General features: G+C 39.6%; 22 protein-coding genes and 1 tRNA gene. 12 read left to right on the forward strand and 11 right to left on the reverse strand.

What is annotated here, in order from left to right:
- The first annotated feature begins 17 nt into the window (after positions 1 to 17).
- Positions 18 to 449, forward strand: a complete 432-nt coding sequence (locus NMG86_RS22385; protein ID WP_026787757.1) for an NUDIX domain-containing protein — start codon at positions 18 to 20, stop codon at positions 447 to 449.
- Between the two features lie 25 nt (positions 450 to 474).
- Here NMG86_RS22385 and NMG86_RS22390 read toward each other — a convergent pair.
- Positions 475 to 547 (reverse strand) — tRNA-Phe (locus tag NMG86_RS22390).
- A 190-nt stretch (positions 548 to 737) separates the two neighbouring features.
- Here NMG86_RS22390 and NMG86_RS22395 point away from each other — a divergent pair.
- Complete coding sequence (locus tag NMG86_RS22395) at positions 738 to 3,275, forward strand: phospholipid carrier-dependent glycosyltransferase (protein WP_026796542.1); 2,538 nt, start codon at positions 738 to 740, stop codon at positions 3,273 to 3,275.
- A 29-nt stretch (positions 3,276 to 3,304) separates the two neighbouring features.
- Here the strand turns inward: NMG86_RS22395 and NMG86_RS22400 are convergent, their stop codons facing one another.
- Positions 3,305 to 4,102: a pentapeptide repeat-containing protein gene (locus NMG86_RS22400; RefSeq protein ID WP_026796543.1), complete on the reverse strand. Its 798-nt coding sequence runs from the start codon at positions 4,100 to 4,102 to the stop codon at positions 3,305 to 3,307.
- A gap of 82 nt (positions 4,103 to 4,184) precedes the next feature.
- The gene (locus NMG86_RS22405; protein WP_071783103.1) at positions 4,185 to 6,449 is read right to left on the reverse strand and encodes a DNA phosphorothioation-associated putative methyltransferase; all 2,265 of its coding nucleotides are present in this window, start codon (positions 6,447 to 6,449) and stop codon (positions 4,185 to 4,187) included.
- A 230-nt stretch (positions 6,450 to 6,679) separates the two neighbouring features.
- On the opposite strand from NMG86_RS22405, the gene mrdA reads away from it, so the two are divergent.
- A complete protein-coding gene (gene mrdA, locus NMG86_RS22410) occupies positions 6,680 to 8,473 on the forward strand; it encodes a penicillin-binding protein 2 (protein ID WP_026796544.1) in 1,794 nt (597 codons plus the stop codon).
- 77 nt (positions 8,474 to 8,550) lie between these two features.
- Here the strand turns inward: mrdA and uvrA are convergent, their stop codons facing one another.
- Positions 8,551 to 11,595 carry an excinuclease ABC subunit UvrA gene (gene uvrA / locus NMG86_RS22415; protein ID WP_043939012.1) on the reverse strand — a complete coding sequence of 1,015 codons (3,045 nt, stop codon included), beginning with the start codon at positions 11,593 to 11,595 and terminating at the stop codon, positions 8,551 to 8,553.
- Between the two features lie 132 nt (positions 11,596 to 11,727).
- Between uvrA and NMG86_RS22420 the strand changes: the two genes are divergently transcribed.
- The 5 genes from NMG86_RS22420 (at position 11,728) to NMG86_RS22440 (ending at position 13,733) form a co-directional block, all read left to right on the forward strand.
- Positions 11,728 to 12,348 (forward strand): bilin-binding protein, encoded by a 621-nt coding sequence (locus tag NMG86_RS22420; protein ID WP_052338568.1) that lies wholly within the window; start codon positions 11,728 to 11,730, stop codon positions 12,346 to 12,348.
- Positions 12,349 to 12,359: 11 nt separating this feature from the next.
- Positions 12,360 to 12,758 carry a type II toxin-antitoxin system VapC family toxin gene (locus NMG86_RS22425; RefSeq protein WP_237747561.1) on the forward strand — a complete coding sequence of 133 codons (399 nt, stop codon included), beginning with the start codon at positions 12,360 to 12,362 and terminating at the stop codon, positions 12,756 to 12,758.
- Between the two features lie 68 nt (positions 12,759 to 12,826).
- Entirely contained in the window at positions 12,827 to 13,102 is a 276-nt protein-coding gene (locus NMG86_RS22430; RefSeq protein WP_087882109.1) for a hypothetical protein, read from the forward strand.
- Entirely contained in the window at positions 13,099 to 13,230 is a 132-nt protein-coding gene (locus NMG86_RS22435) for a type II toxin-antitoxin system VapC family toxin (RefSeq protein WP_144018138.1), read from the forward strand. The genes NMG86_RS22430 and NMG86_RS22435 overlap by 4 nt, the downstream gene beginning before the upstream one ends.
- Before the next feature lie 101 nt (positions 13,231 to 13,331).
- A complete protein-coding gene (locus NMG86_RS22440) occupies positions 13,332 to 13,733 on the forward strand; it encodes a hypothetical protein (protein ID WP_148291988.1) in 402 nt (133 codons plus the stop codon).
- 99 nt (positions 13,734 to 13,832) lie between these two features.
- Here NMG86_RS22440 and NMG86_RS22445 read toward each other — a convergent pair whose 3' ends face one another.
- The 5 genes from NMG86_RS22445 to NMG86_RS22465 all read right to left on the reverse strand — a co-directional run bounded on the left by NMG86_RS22445 (position 13,833) and on the right by NMG86_RS22465 (position 17,528).
- Positions 13,833 to 14,192 carry a DUF5615 family PIN-like protein gene (locus tag NMG86_RS22445; protein ID WP_026787763.1) on the reverse strand — a complete coding sequence of 120 codons (360 nt, stop codon included), beginning with the start codon at positions 14,190 to 14,192 and terminating at the stop codon, positions 13,833 to 13,835.
- Entirely contained in the window at positions 14,170 to 14,517 is a 348-nt protein-coding gene (locus NMG86_RS22450) for a DUF433 domain-containing protein (RefSeq protein ID WP_026787764.1), read from the reverse strand. The genes NMG86_RS22445 and NMG86_RS22450 overlap by 23 nt, the downstream gene beginning before the upstream one ends.
- A gap of 2 nt (positions 14,518 to 14,519) precedes the next feature.
- Complete coding sequence (locus tag NMG86_RS22455) at positions 14,520 to 14,759, reverse strand: hypothetical protein (protein ID WP_026787765.1); 240 nt, start codon at positions 14,757 to 14,759, stop codon at positions 14,520 to 14,522.
- Positions 14,760 to 14,843: 84 nt separating this feature from the next.
- A complete protein-coding gene (locus NMG86_RS22460; RefSeq protein ID WP_026796547.1) occupies positions 14,844 to 15,272 on the reverse strand; it encodes a DUF29 domain-containing protein in 429 nt (142 codons plus the stop codon).
- A 105-nt stretch (positions 15,273 to 15,377) separates the two neighbouring features.
- The gene (locus tag NMG86_RS22465) at positions 15,378 to 17,528 is read right to left on the reverse strand and encodes a Tex family protein (protein ID WP_026796548.1); all 2,151 of its coding nucleotides are present in this window, start codon (positions 17,526 to 17,528) and stop codon (positions 15,378 to 15,380) included.
- A 147-nt stretch (positions 17,529 to 17,675) separates the two neighbouring features.
- Here NMG86_RS22465 and NMG86_RS22470 point away from each other — a divergent pair, with 147 nt between their 5' ends.
- Positions 17,676 to 18,122, forward strand: a complete 447-nt coding sequence (locus tag NMG86_RS22470) for an SRPBCC family protein (RefSeq protein WP_026795445.1) — start codon at positions 17,676 to 17,678, stop codon at positions 18,120 to 18,122.
- Between the two features lie 50 nt (positions 18,123 to 18,172).
- Here the strand turns inward: NMG86_RS22470 and NMG86_RS22475 are convergent, their stop codons facing one another.
- On the reverse strand, positions 18,173 to 19,285 hold the full coding sequence (locus NMG86_RS22475) for an S-layer homology domain-containing protein (RefSeq protein WP_051319508.1): 1,113 nt from the start codon (positions 19,283 to 19,285) through the stop codon (positions 18,173 to 18,175).
- Between the two features lie 93 nt (positions 19,286 to 19,378).
- Positions 19,379 to 21,916, reverse strand: a complete 2,538-nt coding sequence (locus NMG86_RS22480) for a glycogen/starch/alpha-glucan phosphorylase (RefSeq protein ID WP_026796549.1) — start codon at positions 21,914 to 21,916, stop codon at positions 19,379 to 19,381.
- Positions 21,917 to 22,473: 557 nt separating this feature from the next.
- On the opposite strand from NMG86_RS22480, the gene NMG86_RS22485 reads away from it, so the two are divergent.
- From NMG86_RS22485 to leuD, 3 genes are all read left to right on the forward strand, one after another.
- The gene (locus NMG86_RS22485) at positions 22,474 to 22,656 is read left to right on the forward strand and encodes a hypothetical protein (RefSeq protein ID WP_141293294.1); all 183 of its coding nucleotides are present in this window, start codon (positions 22,474 to 22,476) and stop codon (positions 22,654 to 22,656) included.
- A gap of 139 nt (positions 22,657 to 22,795) precedes the next feature.
- Positions 22,796 to 24,199, forward strand: a complete 1,404-nt coding sequence (leuC, locus tag NMG86_RS22490; RefSeq protein ID WP_026787770.1) for a 3-isopropylmalate dehydratase large subunit — start codon at positions 22,796 to 22,798, stop codon at positions 24,197 to 24,199.
- Between the two features lie 155 nt (positions 24,200 to 24,354).
- Positions 24,355 to 24,948 carry a 3-isopropylmalate dehydratase small subunit gene (gene leuD, locus NMG86_RS22495; RefSeq protein ID WP_026796550.1) on the forward strand — a complete coding sequence of 198 codons (594 nt, stop codon included), beginning with the start codon at positions 24,355 to 24,357 and terminating at the stop codon, positions 24,946 to 24,948.
- Positions 24,949 to 25,125: the final 177 nt, after the last annotated feature.

The following is a 25,125-nucleotide window of genomic DNA, read 5'->3' on the forward strand; positions in this document are numbered from 1 at the left end:
TCCCTATTCCCTGATTTATGAATTATCGCAATCCTGCTCCTACCGTTGATATTATTATTGAATTAAGCGATCGCCCAGCCAGACCGATTGTATTAATTGAACGCAAAAATCCGCCCTTTGGATGGGCAATTCCTGGGGGATTTGTGGATTATGGAGAATCCGTCGAAACCGCCGCCATTCGAGAAGCAAAAGAAGAAACGGGATTAGATATCGAATTAATTGAACAATTTTATGTATATTCCGATCCGAATCGAGATCCCCGTCAACATACCCTCAGTGTGGTTTTTTTAGCCACAGCAATTGGTGAACCCCAAGCCGCCGATGACGCGAAAGATTTAGAACTATTTGAACCCTGGAGAATCCCGCAAAACCTCTGTTTTGATCATGATCGGATTCTCAAAGACTATTGGCGTTATCGCCATTACAAAATTAGACCGCAACTGAGTTAATCAGCAACGGTCTAGTGTTGAAGGATGCCAGGAGGGAGACTTGAACTCCCGACACGAGGATTTTCAGTCCTCTGCTCTACCGACTGAGCTATCCCGGCTTGTTTTCACTTTCACTAATCTAGCAAATCTGATCGAGTTTGGCAACCCCCCCTGTGGAGAAATTTTTTCTAATCGGAATCGATCGTAGTATTTTATTGGAGGGGTTTAGTCTCCAAACCCTGTGATTAATTGACTTTGGAGATTCAGCCCTCGGGGTTGGGTTCACAAATCTTATTAGAAAGTACAACGATGAAGCACAACAGACCCCCCGCAGAGCTTATTGGGGTTGGCTTAATTTGGCTGGTGGTGGCCGTTAGCGATCGCCTATGGTTTAGGATGGATCGGTCTGTTCCCGCTTGGGATCAGGCTGATTATCTGAATGAGGCGTTAAATTATTGGCAAGTTTGGCAACATCCCCAATGGTTTTCCGGGGACTGGTGGACTCAGATGTGGATGATGTCCCCTAAAATTCCGCCGTTGACCTATTTATTAACTATTCCCTTTCAGAATTTATTAGGAATAGGGCCGGATCAAACTAACGGGGTTCATCTATTATTTAGTGCTATTTTATTTGCTTCTGTTTATGGTTTAGGCACATTATTATTTAATCGTTCCGTAGGATTTTGGGCAACGGCGTTATGCGCTATTTTACCAGGACTTTATCAACATCGGTTACAATTTTTGCTCGATTATCCCTTAACTGCTATGGTGACATTAAGTTTCTATAGCTTGACTTTATGGTGGTTTTCTGGTCTATCTAATTCCGATAAAAAACTAACTCATTCTTGGCGGTGGGCTATTCTATTTGGGTTGACTTTTGGGTTAGCTCTTTTGACTAAACAAACGGCTCTTTTTTTCCTATTTACTCCCCTATTATGGGTAACAATAGGAGTGTTAAAACATCGTCAGTGGAACCGTTTTTTACAATTATTCGCAGCCTTATTATTATCAATAGCGATTATTTTTCCTTGGGCGAGAACTAATTGGTTATTAATGTTAACTTCAGGAAAAAGAGCGACTCTTGATTCTGCGATCGCCGAAGGTGATCCGGCTTTAAATACTTTAGATGCTTGGACATATTATTTTAAATTACTTCCCGCCCATGTTTCTTTCCCTCTATTAATTATTCCGATTATTGGTTTTTTATTCTATATTATTAAACACTATTCTTTATCTTGGAATCAACAGCACCATCCCTTTCAACATTTCTCAAAGTTAAAATTAAACTGGATATCCTTAAAATGGTTAGCAATATTTTGGTTTGGGGGATATCTCCTCTGTTCCCTAAATCCTAACAAAGATTTCCGCTATAGTTTACCCTTACTTCCGGTTTTAGCAATTGTTTTAGCCTATTTTTTAACCTTATTTCCTCAAGGTTGGGGGCGACAAATTCGCTGGGGAACCTTGGGTTTAGGAATAATATTAATGATGTTTAATTTATGGCCAATTGGGAGTTATCCAGTTAGACAGGTAATTAGAACTTTAAACCCAGGAAATGAACATCATGTTTATTTAGGAAATCCTTGGCCCCATGAACAAGTGATTACTGCAATCATTGAAGCACAACCCTATTTAAAAAGCAATTTAGGGGTATTACCTTCAACGCCGGAAATTAATCAACATAATTTAAACTATTATGGTTCCTTACAAGGTTCTCAGGTTCACGGGAGACAGGTAGGAACGAATAAAAAGAATGTTTTACAGGATGTGCGATCAATGTCTTGGTTTGTGACTAAAACCGGACAACAGGGCTCAGTAAATCGGGTTCAAGATGCTCAACAAATGACGATGGAAACCTTAGAAACCAGTCCCGAATTTAAGCTAAATAAACAATGGCTATTACCCGATAATAGTTTTTTAAATTTATATCAAAGAATTATTCCCTTTGTAGAAGTTTTACCTATAAAAGAATCAATTCCCAAAATAGAATTAGAACGGGTTTTAATTCCGACTGAAGCCCCCCCCGGACTTCCGGTTCCGGTTAGTTATCAATGGCGAGGATCGTTACGGGATTTGCAGCAGGGAATTGTGATTTTAAATTGGAAATTAACTAACCCTAACCCCAAAAGTTTATCATCTTGGATTCATGATCATGGTATAGGAACAGGACAATTATATGGGGATGCACCGGATCAAAGTTATCAAGTCACAGAACGAATGGCGATGTTTCCTCCGGTTGATTTGATTCCGGGAAATTATCAATTAGAAGCCACTTATTTGAACCGAGAAACGGGGGAAAGCTATAAAATTAATACTCCTAATATTACTTTAAAAATTGATCCTAAAGCTCCTCCTATTGTCGCCCCAGAATTGGATTTAGTGACGCAGTTAAGATTATTAATTGTGAATTTACCCGCAGGAATTAAGGGGTTAGATCCGATTTTTGCTCAGGTGGGAAGAATTAATCAATATGATCCGACTCAAGATTATACCATTCAAGCGGAAAAGGCGTTAGAATATCGCTTAAAACAGGAACCTAATAGATTGGATTTTGCTTATAATTTGGCTTTGGCTAATGTTTTACAACAGGATGCTGAAGGTGCGATCGCAGCATTAAAAATAGTGACTCAACTTGATAGTAAAAACCCCAATGCTCACGCCTATTTAGGATTTGTTTATCTGTATAATTTACAAGCAAAATTAGCAGAACAGGCTTCAAAACCAGCTTTAGAGTTAAACCCCAATCAACCTGAATTTAAGATTTTAACCGGGGTTTCTCAACTGATGCAGGGTAATTTTATTCAAGCTTGGCAGAATTTACAAGTCCTGAATAAAATTAACAGTTAAGTAGAGATTGATCAAGAGAAAATTCATTCCTAATCTAATATAGCCCCCCGTTGTTTGAGGTTTAATTTAGCTTCGGGAGAGAGTCCGACAACACCGACAAATTTGGCATTTTCAACAATTGTATCGGTGAGATAAATTCCACTTAAATTAGAACCGCTTAAATCCGCATCACTTAAATCAGCGCGGGTTAAATTTGCTCCAATTAAATTAGTTTCTTTCAAATCTGCATAACGTAAATCCCGTTCTATTCCCCCCTGGGTGACAATTTCTTGAACCAGTCGCCATTTATCACTCAGTTGGGTGGTTTCATCAATTAAGGTTCCACTTAAATTTGCACCCCTAAGATCGGCCCCTAAAAGGTTAGCACTTGTGAGATCAGCCCCAATTAAATTAACTCCAGTGAGATTAGAATTGGTCAAAATTGCCCTAGTCAAATTCGCATTAATTAATTTAACATTAGTTAGATTAGCCCCGGTTAAATTAGCTCCAATTAGTTTAGTATAAATTAAATTAGCTCCACTTAAATAGGTATTAATTAAATGGGTGCGGTTAAGATAAGCACCAACTAATTTAGCTCCATTCAGATAGGCGCGACTTAGATCAGAACCACTTAAATCAGCGCCACTTAAATTAGCATTAATTAGGTTAACCCCGGTCAAATCGGCTTCGCTTAAATCCGCTTCTTGCAAGTCGGCATTAATCAAATTTGCTCCACTTAAATCGACACTACTTAAATCAACGCCATTGAGTTGAATCCCAATTAAGATGGCACCTCGAAAATCCCTTTCCCCGTGGGCGTATTTTTCTAGTAATTGTTTAATATCCATTGTTTAATGTTCAATCTAATTCGTGTTACCCTGACTCGACAATAAATTTGCTACTGATGAACAAAGATATCGGGGTTAAAATCTATAATTTATTGCGATTCCGACGAGCGGAACGTAATAATTTTACCCGATAAGGATCGGCATCAGTACGCCAGTAGACACGATAACCCCTGATTTGAGCACAATGATCTTCTAAACATTTTAACCAACCCAGGCGCGTTTGAATCAACCCAAAGTTATCGAATAGCCCCCATTTTTCCTCTTGGTCAGAGAGTTTTACCAACTGTTGATGGTGGGGATACTCTGGGGTGACTAAGGTGTGTTTACGATGCAAAATTGGCGGGTTGGGGCCATCATAAGTTTGATAGCTAACATGAAGATCCCGCAGGTCAATTTGCATACAGTTACTCAAGGTCGGATGGGTTTCGAGATCAAAATCTGCGGAAAATAAATAGGAAATTTTGGGAGTTTTGATATGAAACTTAATTAAGTTTGCCCCTTCAGGACGACCCAGGGTTTGACTAGCACATCCTTCATAGAGTCGCAGTAATGGAGATAGTTTTTCCAATGCTGAAATATGAATCCAGAGGGAATTGGCTCGTTTTTGACCCAATTCACTGTTTTGGCAATGGTTAGCAATAATTTTAGGATCACCCAGAGTATATAACATTAAATCTGCTAAATCACAAGATTTTCTATAACTACCGAATAAACCTTTTATATCATTTTTCATTGCTTCTGAAAGTTGAAACAGTTTCGGACGACGACTAAATCGACTTAAGGCAATATAAACCAGTAAATCTTGACGGCGTTTATGGGCGATTACGTCCCATTCTTCGGGATTTGTAACTTGTAAAATAATTTGAAAAGCTCGTTTAATAGTGCCAAATTCCTGTTGAATTTGTTCGGCTTCTGGAAGTTCGGTTTCCACAGGTAAACGACCGCGATCGCTGATAAATTCAATTAAAGGTTGGAGTAATTCTTGATAATCTTCAAACCGTTTTAAGTTTAAACGAATTCGGGGAGAAGTTAACCGAGATCGGAAGCGAGAAGCTCGAAATTTTTCGGCTTCGCTCTCATCTCGAAACACAATATAAACCCCTAAATCTAAGGGAATTGCATCAACATTTAAGGCTTGATCAATATAAACTTTAAGTTCTTCCTGTTGATAATATTTTTGAAAGGTATTGCGACTGGTAATCACCCCATCCCCATACACCATAATCCCTTTTTCTTGAGCATCCACTAATACTTGTGCTGCAACAATTAAAACTTTTTGAGCTAAATTCCAGGCTTGAATTAAGGCTTCCCGTCGTTCGTTTTGACATTCAATTACATTAATCACATATCCCAAATTCACAATATCCGATTCTATTTGGGGAGTCTGGGGAGAATAATAAGGATCCCATCCGCTCCCTGTATACCCCTGTTCAGCTAACCGTTGAATATCTCCCCCATATCCACAACCATAATCAAAAAAAGTGCTATGTTCTTGAAATACTTCCGCTTCCAGGGCTAAACGCACCGGACGGGATAAGTTTTTACGGGGAATAGCGGCACGATGGCGTTCAATTTTGGGTGAAAAATGTAAGGCATTTTCGGAATTAAATTCGGTTAAATTATTAGTTATTTCTGAAAGTTTCATCACCCGATGATCATGGATTTCTACCCCATGTTTATGTAAGTGTTGTTGCCAACCTTTGCGAGTTCCAATAGTTCGGTATAAACGAGTTTCTGAGTTAATAAATTCTTGAAGGGATGAAAATTTAGGTGTTTCTAATAATCCTAATCTTTCTTCGGTTTTGGTGAGTTGTTTAAACGTTTGGTAATTGGGATAACTGGGTGTAACAAAGGTTTCTTTTCGATGTAAAATTGGAGGATTATCACTATTAGAATAATCCATAATATTTACCTGTCCAGTTTTAACATTTACTTGAAAACTAGCTGTTAAGGCAGGATGGGGATCTTGATCAAAATCAGGATAAAATAAATAAGAAATTAATGATTGATTGGTATGAAATTTAATCAGAGTAAAGGGTTTGAATGAAGGTAAATAAAAACGACTTAATTGTTCGTATATTCTTAATACAATATTTAACTCTGGTAAAGCCGAACGATGAATATATAAAGCGTTTGGTAGTTTTTTCCCTAGGGAACTTTGCTGACAATATTGAGTAATAATATTCAGATTTTCAACGGTTATTAATAATTGATTAATCAAAATACAGGTCTGTTGATAACTGCCAAAATAGTTGCAGATTTCCCGTTGAAATTCGGTCGTAAAATCATCAAAAGCTTTCAGACGGGGGGGAACTTGTCTTTGTAGAGCTTGTATAGCCAAAAACATCAGCAAATCATTCCCAACAGCAACATCACGGTTAGGAGAATTCAGTTGAGTTAAAACCTCAGAGGTGGTAAGGGATTCCCCAGAGTAACTCTGGGGAGGAAAAACAAGATGATGACTACTACTCATTCATCTGACCCCCATGAAAACGCGGCAGTTTGTTCTGATTTTAAGGCAAGAAACCGGAATTAACAATTAAGAATAATGAAGTTTAACCTAAGAATTTCTTAACTATGGCTAACGAATCTCTATTTCCGTCTAAATCTCCATATCTGACAATCCCAACCCAACAAAATTCAATCATCCAACGTCGTCGGACTCATAAAGGGGTGATTTTATTATTGTTAATTGGGTGTTTTTTTGGAGGTTTAGGAATTAAACTGATACAGTTACAATTAATCGAGGGAGAATATAATCGTATTCGGGCGGAAAATAACCGTTTACGTCTGATTCCTGTCCCGGCTAAACGGGGTCAAATTTTAGACCGAAAAGGAGATTTATTAGCGGGAAGTCAACTCTCGCGTTCCGTATATTTATGGCCCCAAGAACAGTCTCCTGAACAATGGAAAATCACGGCGGAACAACTCCATACTATTTTAAATCTTCCCGCTTCTGAGATTCTGCAAAAATTAGAAAAAACTGGATATAGATCTCGAATTCCAGTCAGAGTGAGTCCGAATCTTTCTGCTGAAATGTTTATTGGTTTAGCAGAAAAAGTGGAAAATTTACATGGTGTTGAAGTGCGGGGAGAATCTCGGCGTCATTATCCCAATGGAAAATTAGCGGCTCATATTTTAGGTTATATTGGAGAGGCAACACCGGAAGAATTAAAAGCAAATCCTAATTATCCGATGGGAATGATGGTCGGAAAAATGGGAGTTGAAAAATTAGTAAATTCCCAAATCAAAGGTATTTGGGGGAATAGATTAATTGAAGTCGATGCCAAAGGTCAGGAAATTCAAGAGTTAGGGTTACAATCTCCTAAACCGGGTCAATCGGTTCAGTTAACATTAGATTTAGAATTACAAAAAACCGCCGAAAAAGCCTTAGCAAATCGTCGAGGGGCGGTGGTGGTTTTAGATGTTAAAACCGGAGCTATTTTAGCATTAGCTAGTGGCCCAACTTTTGATCCTAATTTATTTACAAATCAGGTAACAAATCAGGACTGGAAAAAGCTACAAAGTGCGGAACAACCGTTATTAAATCGAGCTTTACAGGGATATCCTCCGGGGAGTACCTTTAAGATTGTCACCACCACGGCGGGAATTGAATCGGGGAATTTTTCCATTACTTCTAAAATCCCTACTGCTGCATCAATTAAAATTGGGGGAATTTCTTTTAATGAACATGGAAAAGGTTATGGTATAATTGGATTTAAAGAAGCTTTAGCTTTTAGTAGTAATACCTTTTTCTATCAGGTTGGGGTGAAAACGGGGCCAGAAAATATTGCTAAATGGGGTAAAGAATTAGGAATTGCTGGGACAATTAATTTGGATTTATTGGGGTTAGATGGCGCAAATCCCGGGCAAATTCCTACTCCTAAAGAGAAAGAAAAATTATATGGCGAACCTTGGTATATTGGGGATACGGTGACCATGGCAATTGGTCAAGGTTTAGTCTTAGTCACCCCGTTAGAATTAGCTGTGATGGTTTCTACTGTGGCTAATAGCGGTTGGCGAGTTCAACCCCATTTATTAATATCTCAAACTAATACAATTCAAACAAAACCGATTAAAACTAAGATTTCTGTATCTACTTTAAATCTGATTCAGGCTGGGTTAATTGATGTAGTAAAAAAAGGAACCGGACGGGGTTTAAATGATGGTTCAATTCCTTTAACGGGAGGAAAAACAGGAACGGTGGAAATCCATGGACAGCCTGATAATGCGATGTATGTGGGGTTTGGGCCTGCGAATAAACCAGAAATTGCGATCGCCGTTGTCGTCGAAGCCGGGGGATATGGGGCGGTTTCTGCAGCTCCAATTGCTCAGGATATTTTTAAAACCTATTTTAGCAATAGGAAATAGCCCCCCCAAACCCCCCGTGTACGGGCAGGGCTAGGGGAACTGTTCCCTGTTCCCTGCTATACTGACATTTTATGGCCTCACACCCCAGGCGCGACTGCTATATTTGTAGAATCATGTTGTTTTAACACCTGTTTTAAATAAATCCCGGTATAAGATTTATCATTTTTAACAATATCTTCCGGGGTTCCTTCGGCAATTAATTCCCCCCCTTTATCTCCCCCCTCTGGCCCTAAATCAATTACCCAATCTGCACAACGAATTACATCTAAATTATGTTCAATTACTAAAATAGAATTACCTTTATCCACTAATCTTTGCAATACATTTAATAATTGATGCACGTCATAAAAGGATAAACCCGTTGTAGGTTCGTCAATTAAATATAACGTTTTTCCCGTGGCTCTTTTAGATAATTCCGATGCTAATTTAACCCGTTGGGCTTCTCCTCCTGATAGCGTTGGGGCGGGTTGTCCTAACTGAATATAACCCAAACCGACATCCACTAAAGTTTGTAACCGACCTGCCGCCCTGGGGATATTTTGAAACACTTCTAAAGCTGTTTCTACGGGCATATTTAACACATCTGCTATCGAATATCCTTTATATTTTACCTGTAAGGTTTCCCTGTTATATCTGGCTCCTTTGCACACTTCACACTGCACATAAACATCGGGTAAAAAGTTCATTTCAATCACATTAACACCCTGTCCTCCGCAGGCTTCACACCGCCCTCCTTTAACATTAAAAGAAAATTGTCCGGCTTTATAACCTCTGGCTTTTGCTTCAATTGTTTCTGTAAAAACCTCTCGAATAATATCAAAAACTCCGGTATAAGTTGCGGGGTTAGATCTGGGGGTTCGACCAATGGGAGATTGATCAATTACAATTACTTTATCTAATACTTCTAATCCTTCTATGGCTTTTAAATCCTTGGGAAAAGGCACTTTTTTGGTAAAATGATGTTGTAAAGCCGGATACAGTAATTCACTCATTAAGGTAGATTTTCCCGAACCAGAAACTCCGGTAATACTAACCAGTTTTCCTAACGGAATTTCCACGGTAATATTATTTAAGTTATTGCGGGTAGCGTTAATTAATTTAATCCGTTTTCCATTTCCTTTTCTTCTTTCCGTAGGGGTTTCGATTTGTTTTCTTCCTGATAAATAAGCACCTGTTAAAGAGCGCTCAGTTTTTAACAAAACCTCTATATTTCCCTGAGCAACAATTTCGCCTCCATGTACTCCCGCCCCCGGCCCAATATCAACTAAATGATCCGCCGCCCGAATGGTTTCTTCATCGTGTTCGACCACAATTAAAGTATTACCTAAATCCCGTAATTTTATCAAGGTATTTAATAGTTTGGTATTATCCCGTTGATGTAACCCAATACTCGGTTCATCTAATACATATAAAACCCCCGTTAAACCCGCCCCAATTTGAGTCGCTAACCGAATGCGTTGGGCTTCTCCTCCTGATAGGGTAGATGCGGTTCTAGCTAAGGTTAAATAGTCTAATCCTACATCGAGTAAAAATTGCAATCTGGCTCTAATTTCCCGTAGGACTAATTCCGCTATTTTTGCCTGTCTTTCGGTTAGGTTTAACTGATTAATTCGGTTTAAACAATCCTGAATAGAAACCCCCGTTAATTCATCTATTTGATATTGTCCAACTCGCACCGATAGGGCTTCGGGTTTTAGTTTTTTTCCTAAACAAACTTCGCAAGGTTGATCAATTAAATATTGTTCTAATTTCTGCTTTTGTAATTCGGAAGCACTATCTTGATATTGACGTTGTAATAATGGAATTACCCCGGCGTAGGGTCGATAATATCCTTTATTTTCTCGATAGCGAGAATCTGTTTCAATTAAAATAGGTTCCTCTGAACCATAAAGGATAATATGTTGTTGTTCTTTTGTGAGTTGATTCCAAGGGGTTGTAATCTCGAAACCAAAAGCTTGACCGATACTATGCAATATTGATAAATAATAGGAATTATCCTTATCTGACCAAGGAGCAATTGCAGTATAAACTGGTTGAGTTAAGTCGGGAATTACTAACTCTGGGGAAAAGGTTTTTAGATGTCCTAAACCATGACAATTCGGACAAGCACCAAAGGGAGAATTAAACGAAAATAACCGAGGAGAAAGTTCTTCCATTACCGCCCCATGTTCGGGACAGGCAAAATTTTCTGAAAATACCAATTGTAAAGATCCTATCCCTTCATTTAGATTATCCAGATTAACTCCCCCCTTGGTAAGGGGGGCTGGGGGGGTCAGTTCGTCGCTATTTTCTGGATCTTTTTGGTTTTCAAAGCTTGCCTGTTTTGATGTTATTGGTGTATCATTAGTATTAGATGTATCATCTAATATTCCTATAATCGCAATTCCATTAGACTGTTTTAAACAGGTTGTTAAGGAATCGGCGAGACGTTCTTGTAGTCCGGGTTTTTTAATTAAGCGGTCAATAACAATTTCAATATTATGAATATGGTTTTTATCTAATTCAATATTTTCTGATAGTTCAAAAATCTCATTATTCACCCTAACCCGCACAAATCCTTGGGAGGCTAAACTCGATAATAACTTGCGGTGAGTTCCCTTTTTCCCCCTAACAACCGGAGCCAGGATCATAAATTTTGTCCGGTCTGGAAGTTCCATGATCCGATCGCACATTTCATCAATAGTTTGGGGCGCAATATTGCGATCACACATCGGACAATGGGGCTGTCCAGCCCGACCAAATAGCAACCGCAAATAATCATAAATCTCCGTCACCGTCCCAACGGTAGACCGAGGGTTATGGGAGGTTGATTTTTGGTCAATGGAAATGGCGGGACTCAAGCCATCGATCGCATCGACATCGGGTTTATCCAGTTGTCCGAGGAATTGGCGGGCGTAGGCGCTCAGGGACTCCACATAGCGGCGCTGACCTTCGGCGAAGATGGTATCAAAGGCGAGGGACGATTTCCCAGAGCCGGAAACCCCGGTAAAAACGATCAGGCGATCGCGCGGTAACTCCAAATCAACATTTTTCAAGTTATGTTGTTTCGCCCCCCGAATGCGGATGGTGTTGGGGGAGTTGTTGGGATAGGGTAGGGGGTCAGAGAGTAATTTTGAGTTCACTACATTTCGAGTGGTACAGTCCTTAATTATCTTAGCGTTACCATTGGCATCTGGGAGTTGTGAATCTGAAAAGGGACTGTTACTATATTATGAGATAGTAAAAATCCTAGTAATAAAATACAGCTTAAAAAAATGGAAATCAACATTAATAGTACAATCCCATCAGTGAAATCTGAAAAACCTTTTCCAACAAGTCATGAACTCCAGCAGTTTATGGAATGGTTAAAATCAAATGAAACTCCCTGGGAAGCAGCCAAGTATTTAGGGGAGTATGAAAAACTAATCATTGAAAATACAATTCGATCTTTGAAGCATAGCCATCCTGATCTATTTTTAACTTCACAGAGGGAGGAAAAAATAACTGGTGATATTAGTTTTTATCTACATTTAATTGGATACTCTTTAGTCGTAAGTAATAAAACAGCATTAGGTGAAGCTTTAAAACCCAATATCCTTGATACTTTATCTTTATCTTATAGCTGCTTAATTGAATCTCTCAATTTAATTAAGAATAATATTTTTCTTAAAGAAGATGCAAAGCAAGAGATTTTAGAGTATATAAACTATGCCATACAAAAAATTAGTGAAAAGGACAGGGGCAAGAATTTAGAAGATGACAATTATCAGCTTCCTTTCTGGCAAAAAATCATAGAAATTGGTACAACTGTTTCTCAAGCAGAATGGGAAAAATTACCCAAAGATTTTTCTAAAAACTTTGAACATTATTTGTATGGGGTTGCTAAAGATTCATGAAGTTTATTTTCTTGGATACTTCATATTTACAAGCTTTAGCTAACCCAGGTGATGATTTACATCAACGTGTCATAGAAGTAACAGAAAAGCTGGGTGTGTTTGTTCCTGTTACCAGTGAAATGGTACTTACTGAACTTTTGAATGCCCTATCGAGCAAAGGTCGGTATTTGCGACAAATTGCACTTGAGATTACTACTAAATTACAAAATGATTCACAGGTTGAAATAGTTATTCAAACCAGCGAATTGTTTAAAAATGCTGTTGGATTTTATAGCCAAAGATTGGATAAAGGTTACAGCTTAACAGACTGTGCCTCAATGTTAATTATGCGTCAAAAAGGAATTCAAGATATTTTGACTTATGATAAACATTTTTTGCAAGAAGGGTTTAATGCTTTGCTTAGAGAATAAGATAACCTTTAGAGGGTATTATAGAAAGAGGTTGACCCAATATGACAGAGATCAGGATTAATAGTGCAATGGATGAAGAAAAAAAGAAACGTTTAGAAGCTAAAGGTTGGAAAGTTGGAACTGTTGCTGAATTTTTAGAACTAACGCCCGAAGAAGCAATGTTAGTTGAAATTAAATTAGCCTTAAGTCGGAATAATCAAGAAATTTTAGTCGAAATTAGAGAGGTTAATGATTTTTGGTCAGCGTTACAAGATTTTAGACAAAAGGTAGACTTAGAAAGTATTGATGATAATACTTTTGAGAATTTACGCGACAAATTACCTGGGAGAGAGGTTGATTTATGACTCTTAAGTATTTACTAGACACTAATATTTTATCAGAGCCTAAACGTCGTTCGACAGAGCGATCGCCTCTATCGGCGCGTAGCCCATCGCATCATTCAACAACAGGAGGAAAATTAATGAGAGACTAGACAATTCATAAAGTGTCATACTGTACTAGATTCAGCTATAGTATTATGCTAAGTTAACAACAGTTAATTAAATGCAGAACAATCAAAAATAGGAGATCATTGTGATGTTACGGAAAATGACAATTCTATTATTGGCAGGTGTAATTGCGTTTTTAGGTATCGTGGCGAATATCAAGCCTGTCTATGCCTCTCCATTTGATGATCTTGCTAATGCAGGATCATCAGTGATCACTACAATTGGTGAAACAGCTAAACAAGCCATTAACTCAGCTACAAGATGCTACTACAATAGTCCAGATAATGCAATCGAAGAAAGTAGTTGTAATGCGGCTAAAGCGTTTGCAACAACAGGTATGCTTGTCGGGACTTGCTATCTCGTTGATGGAGCAGCCTCTTTTGCTTTTCCTCCTGCTATCGCATTAGAAACCGTCTGTGCCTCCTTGGGTATAGGTCAAGGTATAAAAGGAACCTTGAATAAAGGTTTACAAGTCATTCACTCTTGAGTTTTATATCAACACTCATTAATCATTAAATTGATCGGCGATTTTGCCTTGTTCCCAGGTTCTACCTGGGAATATCGCTCTAAGTTATTATGATAATAGTTAATAAGGAATCCAGTCTAATTTGTCTAACCACTCCTGAGCCTCAGTGATTTCCCAAATTAACACTAAAGATTCTGACCAAGTTCTAATTGTACCACCTGGACGTAGCCAAACTAATCCCCAAATATGACCTCCTTCTCCCCAATGATCCTGCAAATGTCCTCCCATACTATTGCGGTTATCGGTTACTAATAATCGTTGCGATACTTCCAAATAATTCAGCAATTCTGGATCAAGAGTTCCTAATGGGGGTGCTTCTGGTTCTCCCACTCGGATGATATCAATATCTGTATTGAAACGTTGTACCGCTAACTTCAATTTTGGCGGTAAATTTTCATCAAGGAGAAACCGAACTTTCATATTTTAATTTCTCCTGTTCTCTCTGTTGCTTAATCGCTTGTAAACGTTGTCTTAACGGTGAAGGATGAGTTATAAACTCTTGATAATGCTGTTCTCGCTGTTTCCATAATCGCAATAAATAAGCATCCATCGCAGAACGATTTTGTAAATAATAGGTTATCACAGCATAGATTTTTTCAAGGTTCAGGGTGGGTAATTCCTGTAAAATTTGTTCTGGGGTGTATCCATCCAGATAATATTTGATCACATCCTCAATACCAATGCGATGACCTTTGAGGTGAATTTCATCAGGATTAATAAATTCTAAATAATCTTGTAACTGCATGGTTAAAACGATACCTTATATTGTTCTTCAGCAAATTGCTCAAAATCTCTAAACCGTCCCTGTTCAAAATCTTCTAACCCTCGTTTAATGCCCTCAATCGCTGCTTCTATATCATCCGTTTCCCATGTTAAGATTTGATTGAGAAGTTCAGTGACAACATAATTAATATCCTGTCCTTGCTTGGTGGCTTTTTCTCGTAGTTTTGCTTCGAGTTCGGGAGTCAGTGTTACAACAATTGACATAAATATTTTTTGAGTGTTGTTAACCTTTACAGGGTATTATAGCAAGAAATGAGAGCGATCGCTCTATCTTTAATAATAATACTTTTATTCTGGTAAAAATTCCAGGGATAAAATCTCGCTTAAGGTATAGGGACAAATTTCTGGAAATAAAGATAACCCGGTTTCTCTTTCCGCGCTCAGAGTTGCCAAAGGGTAAACATCTTCTATCGCTTCAGTCAAGTTAGGTTGAAGACTAGGATTTTTTTGCAGAAGTTTTGATAAACGGAGGCGTTGCTCTTTGATGGTTAATTGCCAACTGCGAGAGCGTAAATTAGGCTGAAATTGCCATTTTAAGAGGTGCATAATTAAGAGTTCTAATCTGCTGTCTAATTGTCGTTTTTCCGAGCGTCCCATATCTTCTATTTCTTCAGCAATATTTTGCCAATCAATTTGATGGAGTTGTCCGGTTTTTAATAACTGTGATTGTTCCTGTGTCCAGGCATAAAAGTCTTGTTCATGGGTAGTTGAATTCATAGATTCTCCTGTAATTAAAGGCGATCGCTATTATTATAAATTAGGGTAAAAGTTGAGATTCAATCAAACTTAAACCCCAATTTAGAGTAATTTTCAACTCCTTGATTACAATTTCATGGTTAAACTAATCCGTTTTAACTTCTCATTAATTTCCATAACTCGCACTTTAACAACTTGTCCAACCTTAACAAATTTATTCGGATCATCGACAAATTGATCGGCGAGTTGGGAAATATGAACTAAGCCATCTTGATGGACTCCAATATCAACAAATGCCCCAAAAGCTACCACATTCGTTACACTTCCTTCTAATTCCATTCCGATTTTTAAATCGGTTATTTCTTTAATTCCTTCTCTGAAAGTCGCATATTTAAACTCAGCCCGGGGATCTCGTCCGGGTTTTTCTAATTCGCTAATAATGTCTTTTAAAGTAGGAATACCGATAGTATCAGTAACATATTTATCCAGTTTAACGGATTTAATTTTATCCTTAAATTGACTAATATTATTTAAGGTAACGCCTACATCCTTCGCCATAATTTCCACAACCGCATAACTTTCGGGGTGAACTGCGGTATTATCTAAAGGATTAACACCTCCTCTAATTCTTAAAAATCCCGCCGCCTGTTGAAAGGCTTTTGGGCCCAATTTAGCGACTTTTAACAGTTCTTTTCGGGTTTTAAAGGCTCCATTTTCATTGCGATAATTGACAATATTCTGAGCAACTGTTGGGGTAATTCCTGATACAAAGGTTAATAATTCTTTAGAGGCGGTGTTTAATTCCACTCCCACATAGTTAACACAACTTTCCACAGTATCATCCAGTTTTTTCTTTAATAACTTCTGATCTACATCGTGTTGATATTGTCCGACACCAATGGATTTTGGATCAATTTTTACTAATTCTGCTAGGGGATCTTGTAACCGTCGTCCGATACTAATTGCACCCCGCACCGTTAAGTCTAAATCGGGAAATTCTTGCCGCGCTACATCACTGGCGGAATAAATGGATGCACCGGATTCATTTACCATAACTTTTATCGGTTTTCGCTCTAATTTAGCGATAATTTCCGTTACAAATTCATCGGTTTCTCGTCCGGCGGTGCCATTTCCAATGGCGATTAATTCGATTTTATATTTATCAATTAATTGTTTAACTTTTTTTGCTGCTTCTTGACGTTGACCTGCCGCTTGATGGGGGAAAATTGTATGATATTCACAGAATTTTCCGGTTTCTGATAATACTGAAACTTTGCACCCAGTTCTAAACCCGGGGTCAATAGCTAAGGTGGGTTTCATTCCCGCAGGGGAGGCGAGTAATAATTCTCTTAAATTTGATTCAAAGGTTTTAATTGATTCTAAATCGGCGTAGGTTTTGCGATCGCTTCTAACTTCACTGATTAAAGATGTTTTCATTAACCGATTAAAAGCATCTTTTAACATCGATTGATAGATGCTTTTAATAATAGGATTTTTAGTTTTAATTTCCTGAGATTCTAAATGAGATAGAACAAAATCTTGATCAAATTCAATCTCAACTTTTAAGATTCCTTCGGTTTCTCCCCGCAATAATGCTAACAGATTATGGGGTTTAATATCCTGTACATTTTCTCGATATTGGCGGTACATTTCAAATTTAGTGCTTCCTTCGGGATAGTCGTCTTTAACTAGGGAAACAAATACCCCTCGATTCATTAAATATTCTCTTAAATAGGCTCGTAAATTCGCTTTTTCCGATACGATTTCTGCTAAAATATCAGAGGCTCCATTTAAGGCATCTTCAATAGTTTTAACGCTTTTTTCTTCGGAAATATATTTTTTTGCTTCTGCGTTTAAATCAAAACTTGGGGAATTGGGTTGATTAAAATTAGCAATAAATTGAGCTAGGGGTTCTAATCCTTTTTCTTTGGCAACGGTGGCGCGAGTTCTGCGTTTAGGTTTGTATGGTAAATATAAATCTTCTAGTTCGGTTTTTTGTAAACAGGTTTCGATTTGTTCTCGGAGTTCATCGGTAAGTTTTTCTTGGGATGCGATCGCTTCTAAAATACTTTTTTTCCGGTCTTCCAATTCCGTTAAATAGGTATAACGTTCTGAGAGATCCCGCAGTTGAATTTCATCTAAGGAACCCGTAATTTCTTTCCGATATCGCGCTACAAAAGGAATGGTTGCTCCCTCGGAAAACAGTTGTAGGGCGTTTTCTACCTGAAAGGGTTTAAGAGACAGTTCTTGAGCGAGAATTTGAGAAATATTGAGCATAGGATTCAAAATTAATAGTGACTGTATCTAACCTTAATTCTATCATATTTAATTCAAAAGAATAGCCCTAAATTTTGTATTTTACCAAACTCGATAGAAACTAGCAAAATAGCTTATAGTTATAAGTTATCTGAATTTTAGAACGTTATGCAACACTTTAAATATTCGTCGATTATTCATGCCCCTGTAGAAGTAGTTTGGGAGTTTCATACCCGCCCCGATATTTTGCAAGTGTTAACTCCCCCTTGGCAACCTGTAGAAATTCTGCGACGGGAAGGAGGATTAGAAATAGGGGCAATGTCTGAATTTCGGATAGGATTAGGGTTATTTTCCGTGCCATGGCTTGCGGTTCATACTGAATATAAACTATATCAGTTATTTACCGATGAACAACAGGAAGGAATACTGGAAAGTTGGGTGCATCGACATCAATTTGTGGCGGAAAATGGTCACACCCGTCTAACGGATGCGATCGCATTTTCCCTACCCGGTGGAGTCTTAGCAGAACAAATATTACAAAGTTGGGTTAATAGTCGTTTACAAGATATGTTTCATTATCGTCATCAAGTCACAAAAAAGGAATGTGAAACCTAAAACCCATTCGTAATTCGTAATTCGTAATTCGTAATTCCCCATTAGAATTACTATTTTTGTTGAACCGGTTTGACTAAATAGTCAGAGGAAATCGGTTCTGCTTTTTTTTGATAGACTAACCCTTGGTAAATCATCGAGGTAACTTCCCCATAAGTCGCCGATTGGTTTGGATTTAAGGTATTTTGATCAGGATAATTAACCACTAATCCGGCTTCTGTTGCTGCTGCAACACCTTCAATTGCCCAAGGCGGAATTTGATCCGCATCCTTAAATATTTTTAGGGTTTCTTGGGAATTAGTCGCAGGTTTTAAGCCTAAACCACTCGCTAAAGCCACTAAAACTTGAACCCGAGGAATCGACTGTTGGGGTTTAAATATATCATTGGGATATCCCGCCAAAAAACCCGATTGATTAGCCGATTTCAGATCGGATTTATTCGCAGAGTTTTGAGGAATATCTTTAAATTGAATAGCAGGTTGTTTAGGTTGAGGATTAAACGCTTTTTGTAGTTCAGTTGCAAATTGTTCCCGGGTAATTTTTTCATCGGGTTTAAACTGTTTTTGATCCGATTGAACAGCCCGATTTTGATTAGCAAAATACAGGATAAATGGAGTCGCCCAATAGGATTCGGTCGTTGTGGAAGATGGGACAACGGCAGAAGGTAAAGGGGTTGTACAAATATTTCCTGTCGTGGGTTGAACCGAACAAGCGGTTTTTGTTGAAGTTTTGTTTTGGGACTGAGTGCCTGGGATAATTTGGGGTTTGAGGGCGGGCTGAATCGGTTTCTGTGCCGGAGTTACAAAGACTAATCCCAAAATAGCTGATTCAGGTTGTTTCACCTGTGGTGTCGGTGAAATGGGGGTTGTTATTGCTGGGGTGGGAGTTTCCGAGAGAGGGGAAACCCCATCGGGAGGGGAATCTTTTGGGATTTTGGCGACACCTGGATTGGTTGAAGGGATTAGGGTTGTGGGGGAGGTTAAATTGGGGTTGAAAACTAATTTTCGGTTGGATTGACTTAAAACCCAATATAAAATTGTCCCAATTGTGGCCAGGGCGACAACAATGGCGATGATCTCATCTAGGGGGAGATTAGACCGAGGATTGGGGGGATAGGATTGTGACATGGATTCGGTGGCTAAATTAATTTCGGAATAATAAAGCACCCCTTAATTGGGATGAAGGAGTGCCTTTCAAATAGACAAAAAACGAGGGGAATTTAGGGGATAAAATCCACCTCGTTTTAACAAGTCCAAAGACTAATTGATAACTCGCAATCCGGCGGATTCTGGGTTATATCCTTCCATTTCTACGGGTACGGATTTAACGTTCCAGATTTCGTTACAATATTCGCCGATGGTGCGATCGCTTGAGAATTTACCCATCCGCAGGGCATTGAGAATCGACATTCTCGTCCATTTTTTGGAATCTTGAAATGCCACACTAACTTCCCGTTGACAATCAATATAGGATTGATAATCAGCAAAAAGCATATATTCATCGTGGTACATCAAGGAATCTACCAAGGGTTTAAACATTTCCTGATTACCATGGGAGAAATAACCGGAGGAGATTCGATCAATCACGGCTTTTAATTCCGGGTTATTATTATAGTAATCGCTGGGTTTATAGCCCTTTAATTTCAAATTATAAACTTCTTCTGCGGTTAATCCAAACAGGAAGAAATTCTCAAACCCGGCTTCTTCACGGATTTCAATATTTGCCCCATCCAGAGTTCCAATAGTTAAGGAACCATTCATGGCAAATTTCATGTTTCCAGTTCCAGAGGCTTCTTTTCCAGCCGTAGAAATTTGTTCGGATAAATCCGCCGCCGGATAGATGCGTTGACCCAAAGAAGCGTTAAAGTTCGCCAAAAATACCACTTTTAAGCGTCCCCGGACATCGGGATCTTTATTAACAACTTCCGCAACGGCATTAATCAATTTAATGATTAATTTTGCCATGAAATAACCGGGGGCTGCCTTTCCTCCAAAGATAAAAGTCCGAGGACAAATATGGGTATTGGGGTTCTGTTTGATCCGGTTATACAGGGTGATAATATGCAGCACATCCAGATGTTGACGTTTGTATTCGTGAATCCGTTTCACCTGAATATCAAAAATAGAATGGGGGTCAGCTTCAATCCCATTAAATTTCCAGATATAATCGGCTAACAGTTTCTTGTTGTACAGTTTAATTTGATGCCATTGTTCGCAGAATTCGGGATCATCAACGTAGGCCTCTAATTGACGCAGTTTGTCTAAATCTTTCAGCCAACCGTCCCCAATTTTAGAACTATAAAATTCGGACAAGGTGGGATTACTTAATAAAATCCACCGTCGAGGGGTGACACCATTAGTTTTATTGAAAAACTTCTCTGGCCAGAGTTTATAGAAATCCCGCAGGGTATCTTGTTTCAACAATTCCGTATGTAGGGCGGCGACGCCATTGACCGCATGACTACCGACGCAGGCTAAATGAGCCATGCGGACGTATTTTTCTCCGCTTTCTTCAATCAGAGATAACCGTCCAATTAAGTCATTATCCCCAGGATACCAACGGCGCACATCTTCAATGAAACGGCGGTTAATTTCATAGATGACTTGCAAATGACGGGGTAACAAATACTCAAATAAACCCACAGACCATTTTTCTAGGGCTTCGGGTAACAGAGTATGGTTGGTATAGGCAAAGGTTTTTTGGGTGACTCGCCAGGCGGAATCCCAATCAATGCCATATTCATCCAACAATAATCGCATTAATTCCGCGATCGCAATCGCCGGGTGGGTGTCATTCAACTGAATAGCAGCAGTTTCATTCAGGTTAGAAAGACTGCTGTTGTGCTTGAGATGGCGTTTGATAATATCGCGCAGAGAACAAGCCACAAAGAAATATTGTTGTTCCAGGCGCAATTGTTTACCCTGGGGGGTGTTGTCATTGGGATATAGAACTTTAGAGATGGTTTCCGATCGCATTTTATCGGCGACCGCCCCGTCATAATTTCCGGCGTTGAAGGCGTCAAAGTTAAAAGCGTCACTAGCTTCGGCTTTCCACAGTCGCAGGGGGTTGACGGTATTGGTATCATAGCCGGGAACGGGCGTATCGTAGGGAATCCCAATCACGGTTTTAGCCGGAATCCAACGAATTCGTTCCCGGCCTTTTTCGTCGTGATAAGTTTCGGTATGACCCCCAAAGTTAACATCAATGGCCTGGTCAGGGCGGGGAATTTCCCAAGGATTACCAAATCTTAACCATTTATCGGGGATTTCAGCCTGCCAGCCATCCTGCATAATTTGGTGAAAAATCCCAAACTCATAACGAATTCCGTAGCCCACGGCGGGAATTTCCAAGGTGGCCAGGGAGTCGAGGAAACAGGCGGCTAATCGTCCTAAACCCCCATTTCCTAAGCCGGGATCGGGTTCTTGTTCGAGGAGTTCATCTAAATCCAGTCCCGATTCTTCCACGGCCTGACGGATGCGATCATACAGGTGGAGGTTAATTAAACTGTTCCCCAGGTGTCGCCCCATCAGGAATTCGGCCGATAGGTAGTAAACGATTTTGACGTTATTGTCATCGTAGGTTTTAAAGGTTTTCAACCAACGGCTTAACAGGCGATCGCGCAGGGTATAGGCCAAGGCCATATAAAAATCTTCCTTGGAGGCAATGGCTTCATATTTGCCAAGCTCATAGAATAGATTATCGGCAAACGCCCGTTTCAGGGTTTCCACACTGGTTCCAGTCCGATCATCCTCAATTTGGATGGGACATTCATTAACAGGAATTAACGGTTCAGTCATTTATTCTCCTTTCGTGGGCATCAATCAATGTTAAAGGATTATCCAGTTAATAGAATACAGACTCGCGCTGAGTTCGTGATGTTGTATTCATGATGGTTTGCTGATATTTCCCCTCTGGATGTTTCTAATAGCGGAAAACTTATTGAGAACTTAGGGTTGATCAAGTTGGGACATACTTTAGCCTGTTTCTCTTGGCTAGATCATCCCCCTGGGGAAATCCTGACATTGGGGGATAGTCCCAGAATATCAATATTTGTATAGGTATTTGTATAAGTGTTGAATTCAATATATACTGGTAATGGAATTACTGTACTCAGGGAGATCCATGGGTTAGTTCTGCTGTTTTCGACCTGCTACTCAACAACCACACATCTTTCAACTAGATTTCTAATCTTGTCTTCCTTGTTACCAATGGACAATTTTTAGGAATCACACTACTGGATTTTTTTAATTAATTTCTGCTGCGTACTGTTTAGGCATAACTGACAAAAGCAACGGAAGCATTTGTGATGCCCGTTTTTTGTGTTTTTTTTCACTTGAATGGAGACGATAAAATTATGTTGACTTTTGTGTTGTCTTGTGTTGTCAATGGGACTGTTTTTTTACCTGAATATTCTCGAATGATCACCAATATTGGGAGTAATTCTATGGTTGAAATAGCTGTTTCTCCCCAATCATTAATAGTTCTAGCTCAAGTTCGCAAACATGGCGAGGATGATCCGATTGTTCCTCCGAATTAAATATAGCAACCGCGATTAGTTATTAAGATAATATATAGGCTGTCATTCGGTGCCCACGCACCGAATCCCTGTCCTAATTGTGATGGCGACGGCTATAATATTTGTGAGCTAAACTGTTGAGCATCTAAATCTGAATTCTATGAGCGAAAGAACACTATTTGATAAAGTATGGGAGTTGCATACCGTTGGAACCCTATCATCAGGACAAACTCAACTTTTTATTGGTTTGCACCTGATTCATGAAGTCACCAGTCCCCAGGCGTTTGCCATGTTGCGCGATCGCCATCTCAAAGTCCTGTATCCTGAACGCACAGTCGCCACAGTAGATCATATCGTTCCCACGGATAACCAGGCTCGTCCATTTGTGGATACCTTGGCGGAAGAAATGATGCAGTCCCTAGAACAAAGCTGCAAAACACACAATATCCGTTTTTATAATATTGGTTCTGGGAATCAAGGGATTGTTCATGTGATCGCACCGGAACAGGGATTAACTCAACCCGGGATGACCATTGCTTGCGGGGACTCCCACACCTCCACCCATGGGGCATTTGGAGCGATCGCCTTTGGCATCGGGACATCTCAAGTGCGGGATGTGCTGGCGTCTCAAACCCTAGCGTTAGGGAAACTGAAAGTGCGCCGGATCGAGGTAAATGGGGAACTAGCCCCTGGAGTCTACGCAAAGGACGTGGTACTCCATATTATCCGAACATTGGGGGTAAAAGGGGGCGTAGGTTACGCCTATGAATTCGCTGGAAGTACCCTTGAGGGGATGTCCATGGAAGAACGGATGACGATCTGTAATATGTCCATTGAAGGGGGTGCTCGATGTGGCTATGTGAATCCTGATCAGGTGACTTACGACTATTTACAAGGTCGGGATTTTGCCCCCAAAGGGGAGGACTGGGAAAAAGCGGTGGCTGGGTGGAATAGTATCCGTAGTAGTACGGATGCAGTCTATGATGATGTAGTCAAATTTAATGCCGCCGAGATTGCTCCCACCGTAACTTGGGGGATTACCCCGGGACAGGGTATCGCCGTTAATGAGTTGATTCCGACTTTAGAGCAGATTACCGAAACTGATCGGGAAGTTGCAAAAGAAGCCTATCAATATATGGAGTTTACCCCCGGAACCCCAATTCAAGGGACAAAAGTAGACGTCTGCTTTATTGGTAGTTGTACCAATGGCCGCCTCAGTGACCTGCGCGAAGCTGCTAAATTTGCCCAGGGTCGGAAGGTCGCCAATGGGGTGAAAGCCTTTGTAGTTGCTGGTTCAGAACGGGTGAAAGTTGCAGCCGAAGCCGAAGGGCTCGATAAAATCTTTGAAGCGGCGGGGTTTGAATGGCGCGAAGCCGGGTGTTCGATGTGTTTGGCGATGAACCCCGATAAATTACAGGGAAATCAACTGAGTGCATCTTCCTCTAACCGCAACTTTAAAGGTCGTCAGGGTTCGGCCCAAGGACGCACATTGTTAATGAGTCCGGTAATGGTGGTGGCTGCTGCGGTCAACGGGGTAATTACGGATGTACGGGAGTGGTTATGAACACACTTCATCCCCTGAGTAAGCCAGGGCTATTTCGTTGTCGGTTAAGACGGGGAGAAGATAGGGAGATGGAGTGAATTCATCAAAATTTTAATTGATCAACATTGACTATAAAATGGTGATCAATTCTTCACACAAACTAAAAGATTTCAACCATGAGCAAAATTAAAAGTATTTCAGGAAAAGGGATTCCTTTAGTTGGGAATGATATTGATACCGATCGGATTATTCCAGCCCGGTTTTTACGGTGTGTTACCTTTGATGGATTAGGGGAACAAGTCTTTGCCGATGATCGCCAACAAATGCAGGGAAAACATACCTTTGATTTACCCGAATATCAAGGAGCTAATCTATTAGTTGTTAATGCGAATTTCGGTTGTGGTTCATCCCGAGAACACGCGCCACAAGCTATCAATAAATGGGGGATTCAAGGGATTATTGGTGAAAGTTTTGCCGAGATATTCTTGGGCAATTGTGTCTCAATTGGGATTCCCTGTGTCACCGCAGAACCAGAGGATATCAAGACGATTCAAGAGGCGTTAAAAGTTAATCCTAAAGTGGCTATTAACCTAGATTTAGAATCAATGAAAGTCCATTGTGGAGATTTAACTATTGATGTAAATATGAATGCAGGTTCTCGTCAATCTTTTATCACCGGAATGTGGGATAGTTGCGGACAGTTAATTGCGAATGTTGCGGAAATTCGAGAAACAGCTACAAAATTACCCTATCTGAATTGGGTCAGTTAAATCCCAAAAAGGGCACGGAAAGGGTTGAATTAGAAGAAAATCTACAACCCCAAGGATCTAAACCGATTAGTTTAAAGCGTCTTCCAAATTAAACGGGATTGATATTAATTTAATTTCGTCTAATCAGTTTCAATTTATTTCTGTATAATAAGAAACTGTATTCGATATAAATTATGT

The sequence above is a fragment of the Planktothrix rubescens CCAP 1459/22 genome (assembly GCA_904830895.1).
GTDB lineage: Bacteria > Cyanobacteriota > Cyanobacteriia > Cyanobacteriales > Microcoleaceae > Planktothrix > Planktothrix agardhii.

What these genes read in the sequence shown, in the direction of transcription:
- NMG86_RS22385 (WP_026787757.1), top strand. Translation starts at nt 18, where the DNA reads ATGAATTATCGCAATCCTGCTCCTACCGTTGATATTATTATTGAATTA.
- NMG86_RS22395 (WP_026796542.1), top strand. Translation starts at nt 738, where the DNA reads ATGAAGCACAACAGACCCCCCGCAGAGCTTATTGGGGTTGGCTTAATT.
- NMG86_RS22400 (WP_026796543.1), bottom strand. Translation starts at nt 4,102, where the DNA reads ATGGATATTAAACAATTACTAGAAAAATACGCCCACGGGGAAAGGGAT.
- NMG86_RS22405 (WP_071783103.1), bottom strand. Translation starts at nt 6,449, where the DNA reads ATGTTTTTGGCTATACAAGCTCTACAAAGACAAGTTCCCCCCCGTCTG.
- mrdA (WP_026796544.1), top strand. Translation starts at nt 6,680, where the DNA reads ATGGCTAACGAATCTCTATTTCCGTCTAAATCTCCATATCTGACAATC.
- NMG86_RS22420 (WP_052338568.1), top strand. Translation starts at nt 11,728, where the DNA reads ATGGAAATCAACATTAATAGTACAATCCCATCAGTGAAATCTGAAAAA.
- NMG86_RS22430 (WP_087882109.1), top strand. Translation starts at nt 12,827, where the DNA reads ATGGATGAAGAAAAAAAGAAACGTTTAGAAGCTAAAGGTTGGAAAGTT.
- NMG86_RS22435 (WP_144018138.1), top strand. Translation starts at nt 13,099, where the DNA reads ATGACTCTTAAGTATTTACTAGACACTAATATTTTATCAGAGCCTAAA.
- NMG86_RS22445 (WP_026787763.1), bottom strand. Translation starts at nt 14,192, where the DNA reads ATGAAAGTTCGGTTTCTCCTTGATGAAAATTTACCGCCAAAATTGAAG.
- NMG86_RS22450 (WP_026787764.1), bottom strand. Translation starts at nt 14,517, where the DNA reads ATGCAGTTACAAGATTATTTAGAATTTATTAATCCTGATGAAATTCAC.
- NMG86_RS22455 (WP_026787765.1), bottom strand. Translation starts at nt 14,759, where the DNA reads ATGTCAATTGTTGTAACACTGACTCCCGAACTCGAAGCAAAACTACGA.
- NMG86_RS22460 (WP_026796547.1), bottom strand. Translation starts at nt 15,272, where the DNA reads ATGAATTCAACTACCCATGAACAAGACTTTTATGCCTGGACACAGGAA.
- NMG86_RS22465 (WP_026796548.1), bottom strand. Translation starts at nt 17,528, where the DNA reads ATGCTCAATATTTCTCAAATTCTCGCTCAAGAACTGTCTCTTAAACCC.
- NMG86_RS22470 (WP_026795445.1), top strand. Translation starts at nt 17,676, where the DNA reads ATGCAACACTTTAAATATTCGTCGATTATTCATGCCCCTGTAGAAGTA.
- NMG86_RS22480 (WP_026796549.1), bottom strand. Translation starts at nt 21,916, where the DNA reads ATGACTGAACCGTTAATTCCTGTTAATGAATGTCCCATCCAAATTGAG.
- NMG86_RS22485 (WP_141293294.1), top strand. Translation starts at nt 22,474, where the DNA reads ATGTTGACTTTTGTGTTGTCTTGTGTTGTCAATGGGACTGTTTTTTTA.
- leuC (WP_026787770.1), top strand. Translation starts at nt 22,796, where the DNA reads ATGAGCGAAAGAACACTATTTGATAAAGTATGGGAGTTGCATACCGTT.
- leuD (WP_026796550.1), top strand. Translation starts at nt 24,355, where the DNA reads ATGAGCAAAATTAAAAGTATTTCAGGAAAAGGGATTCCTTTAGTTGGG.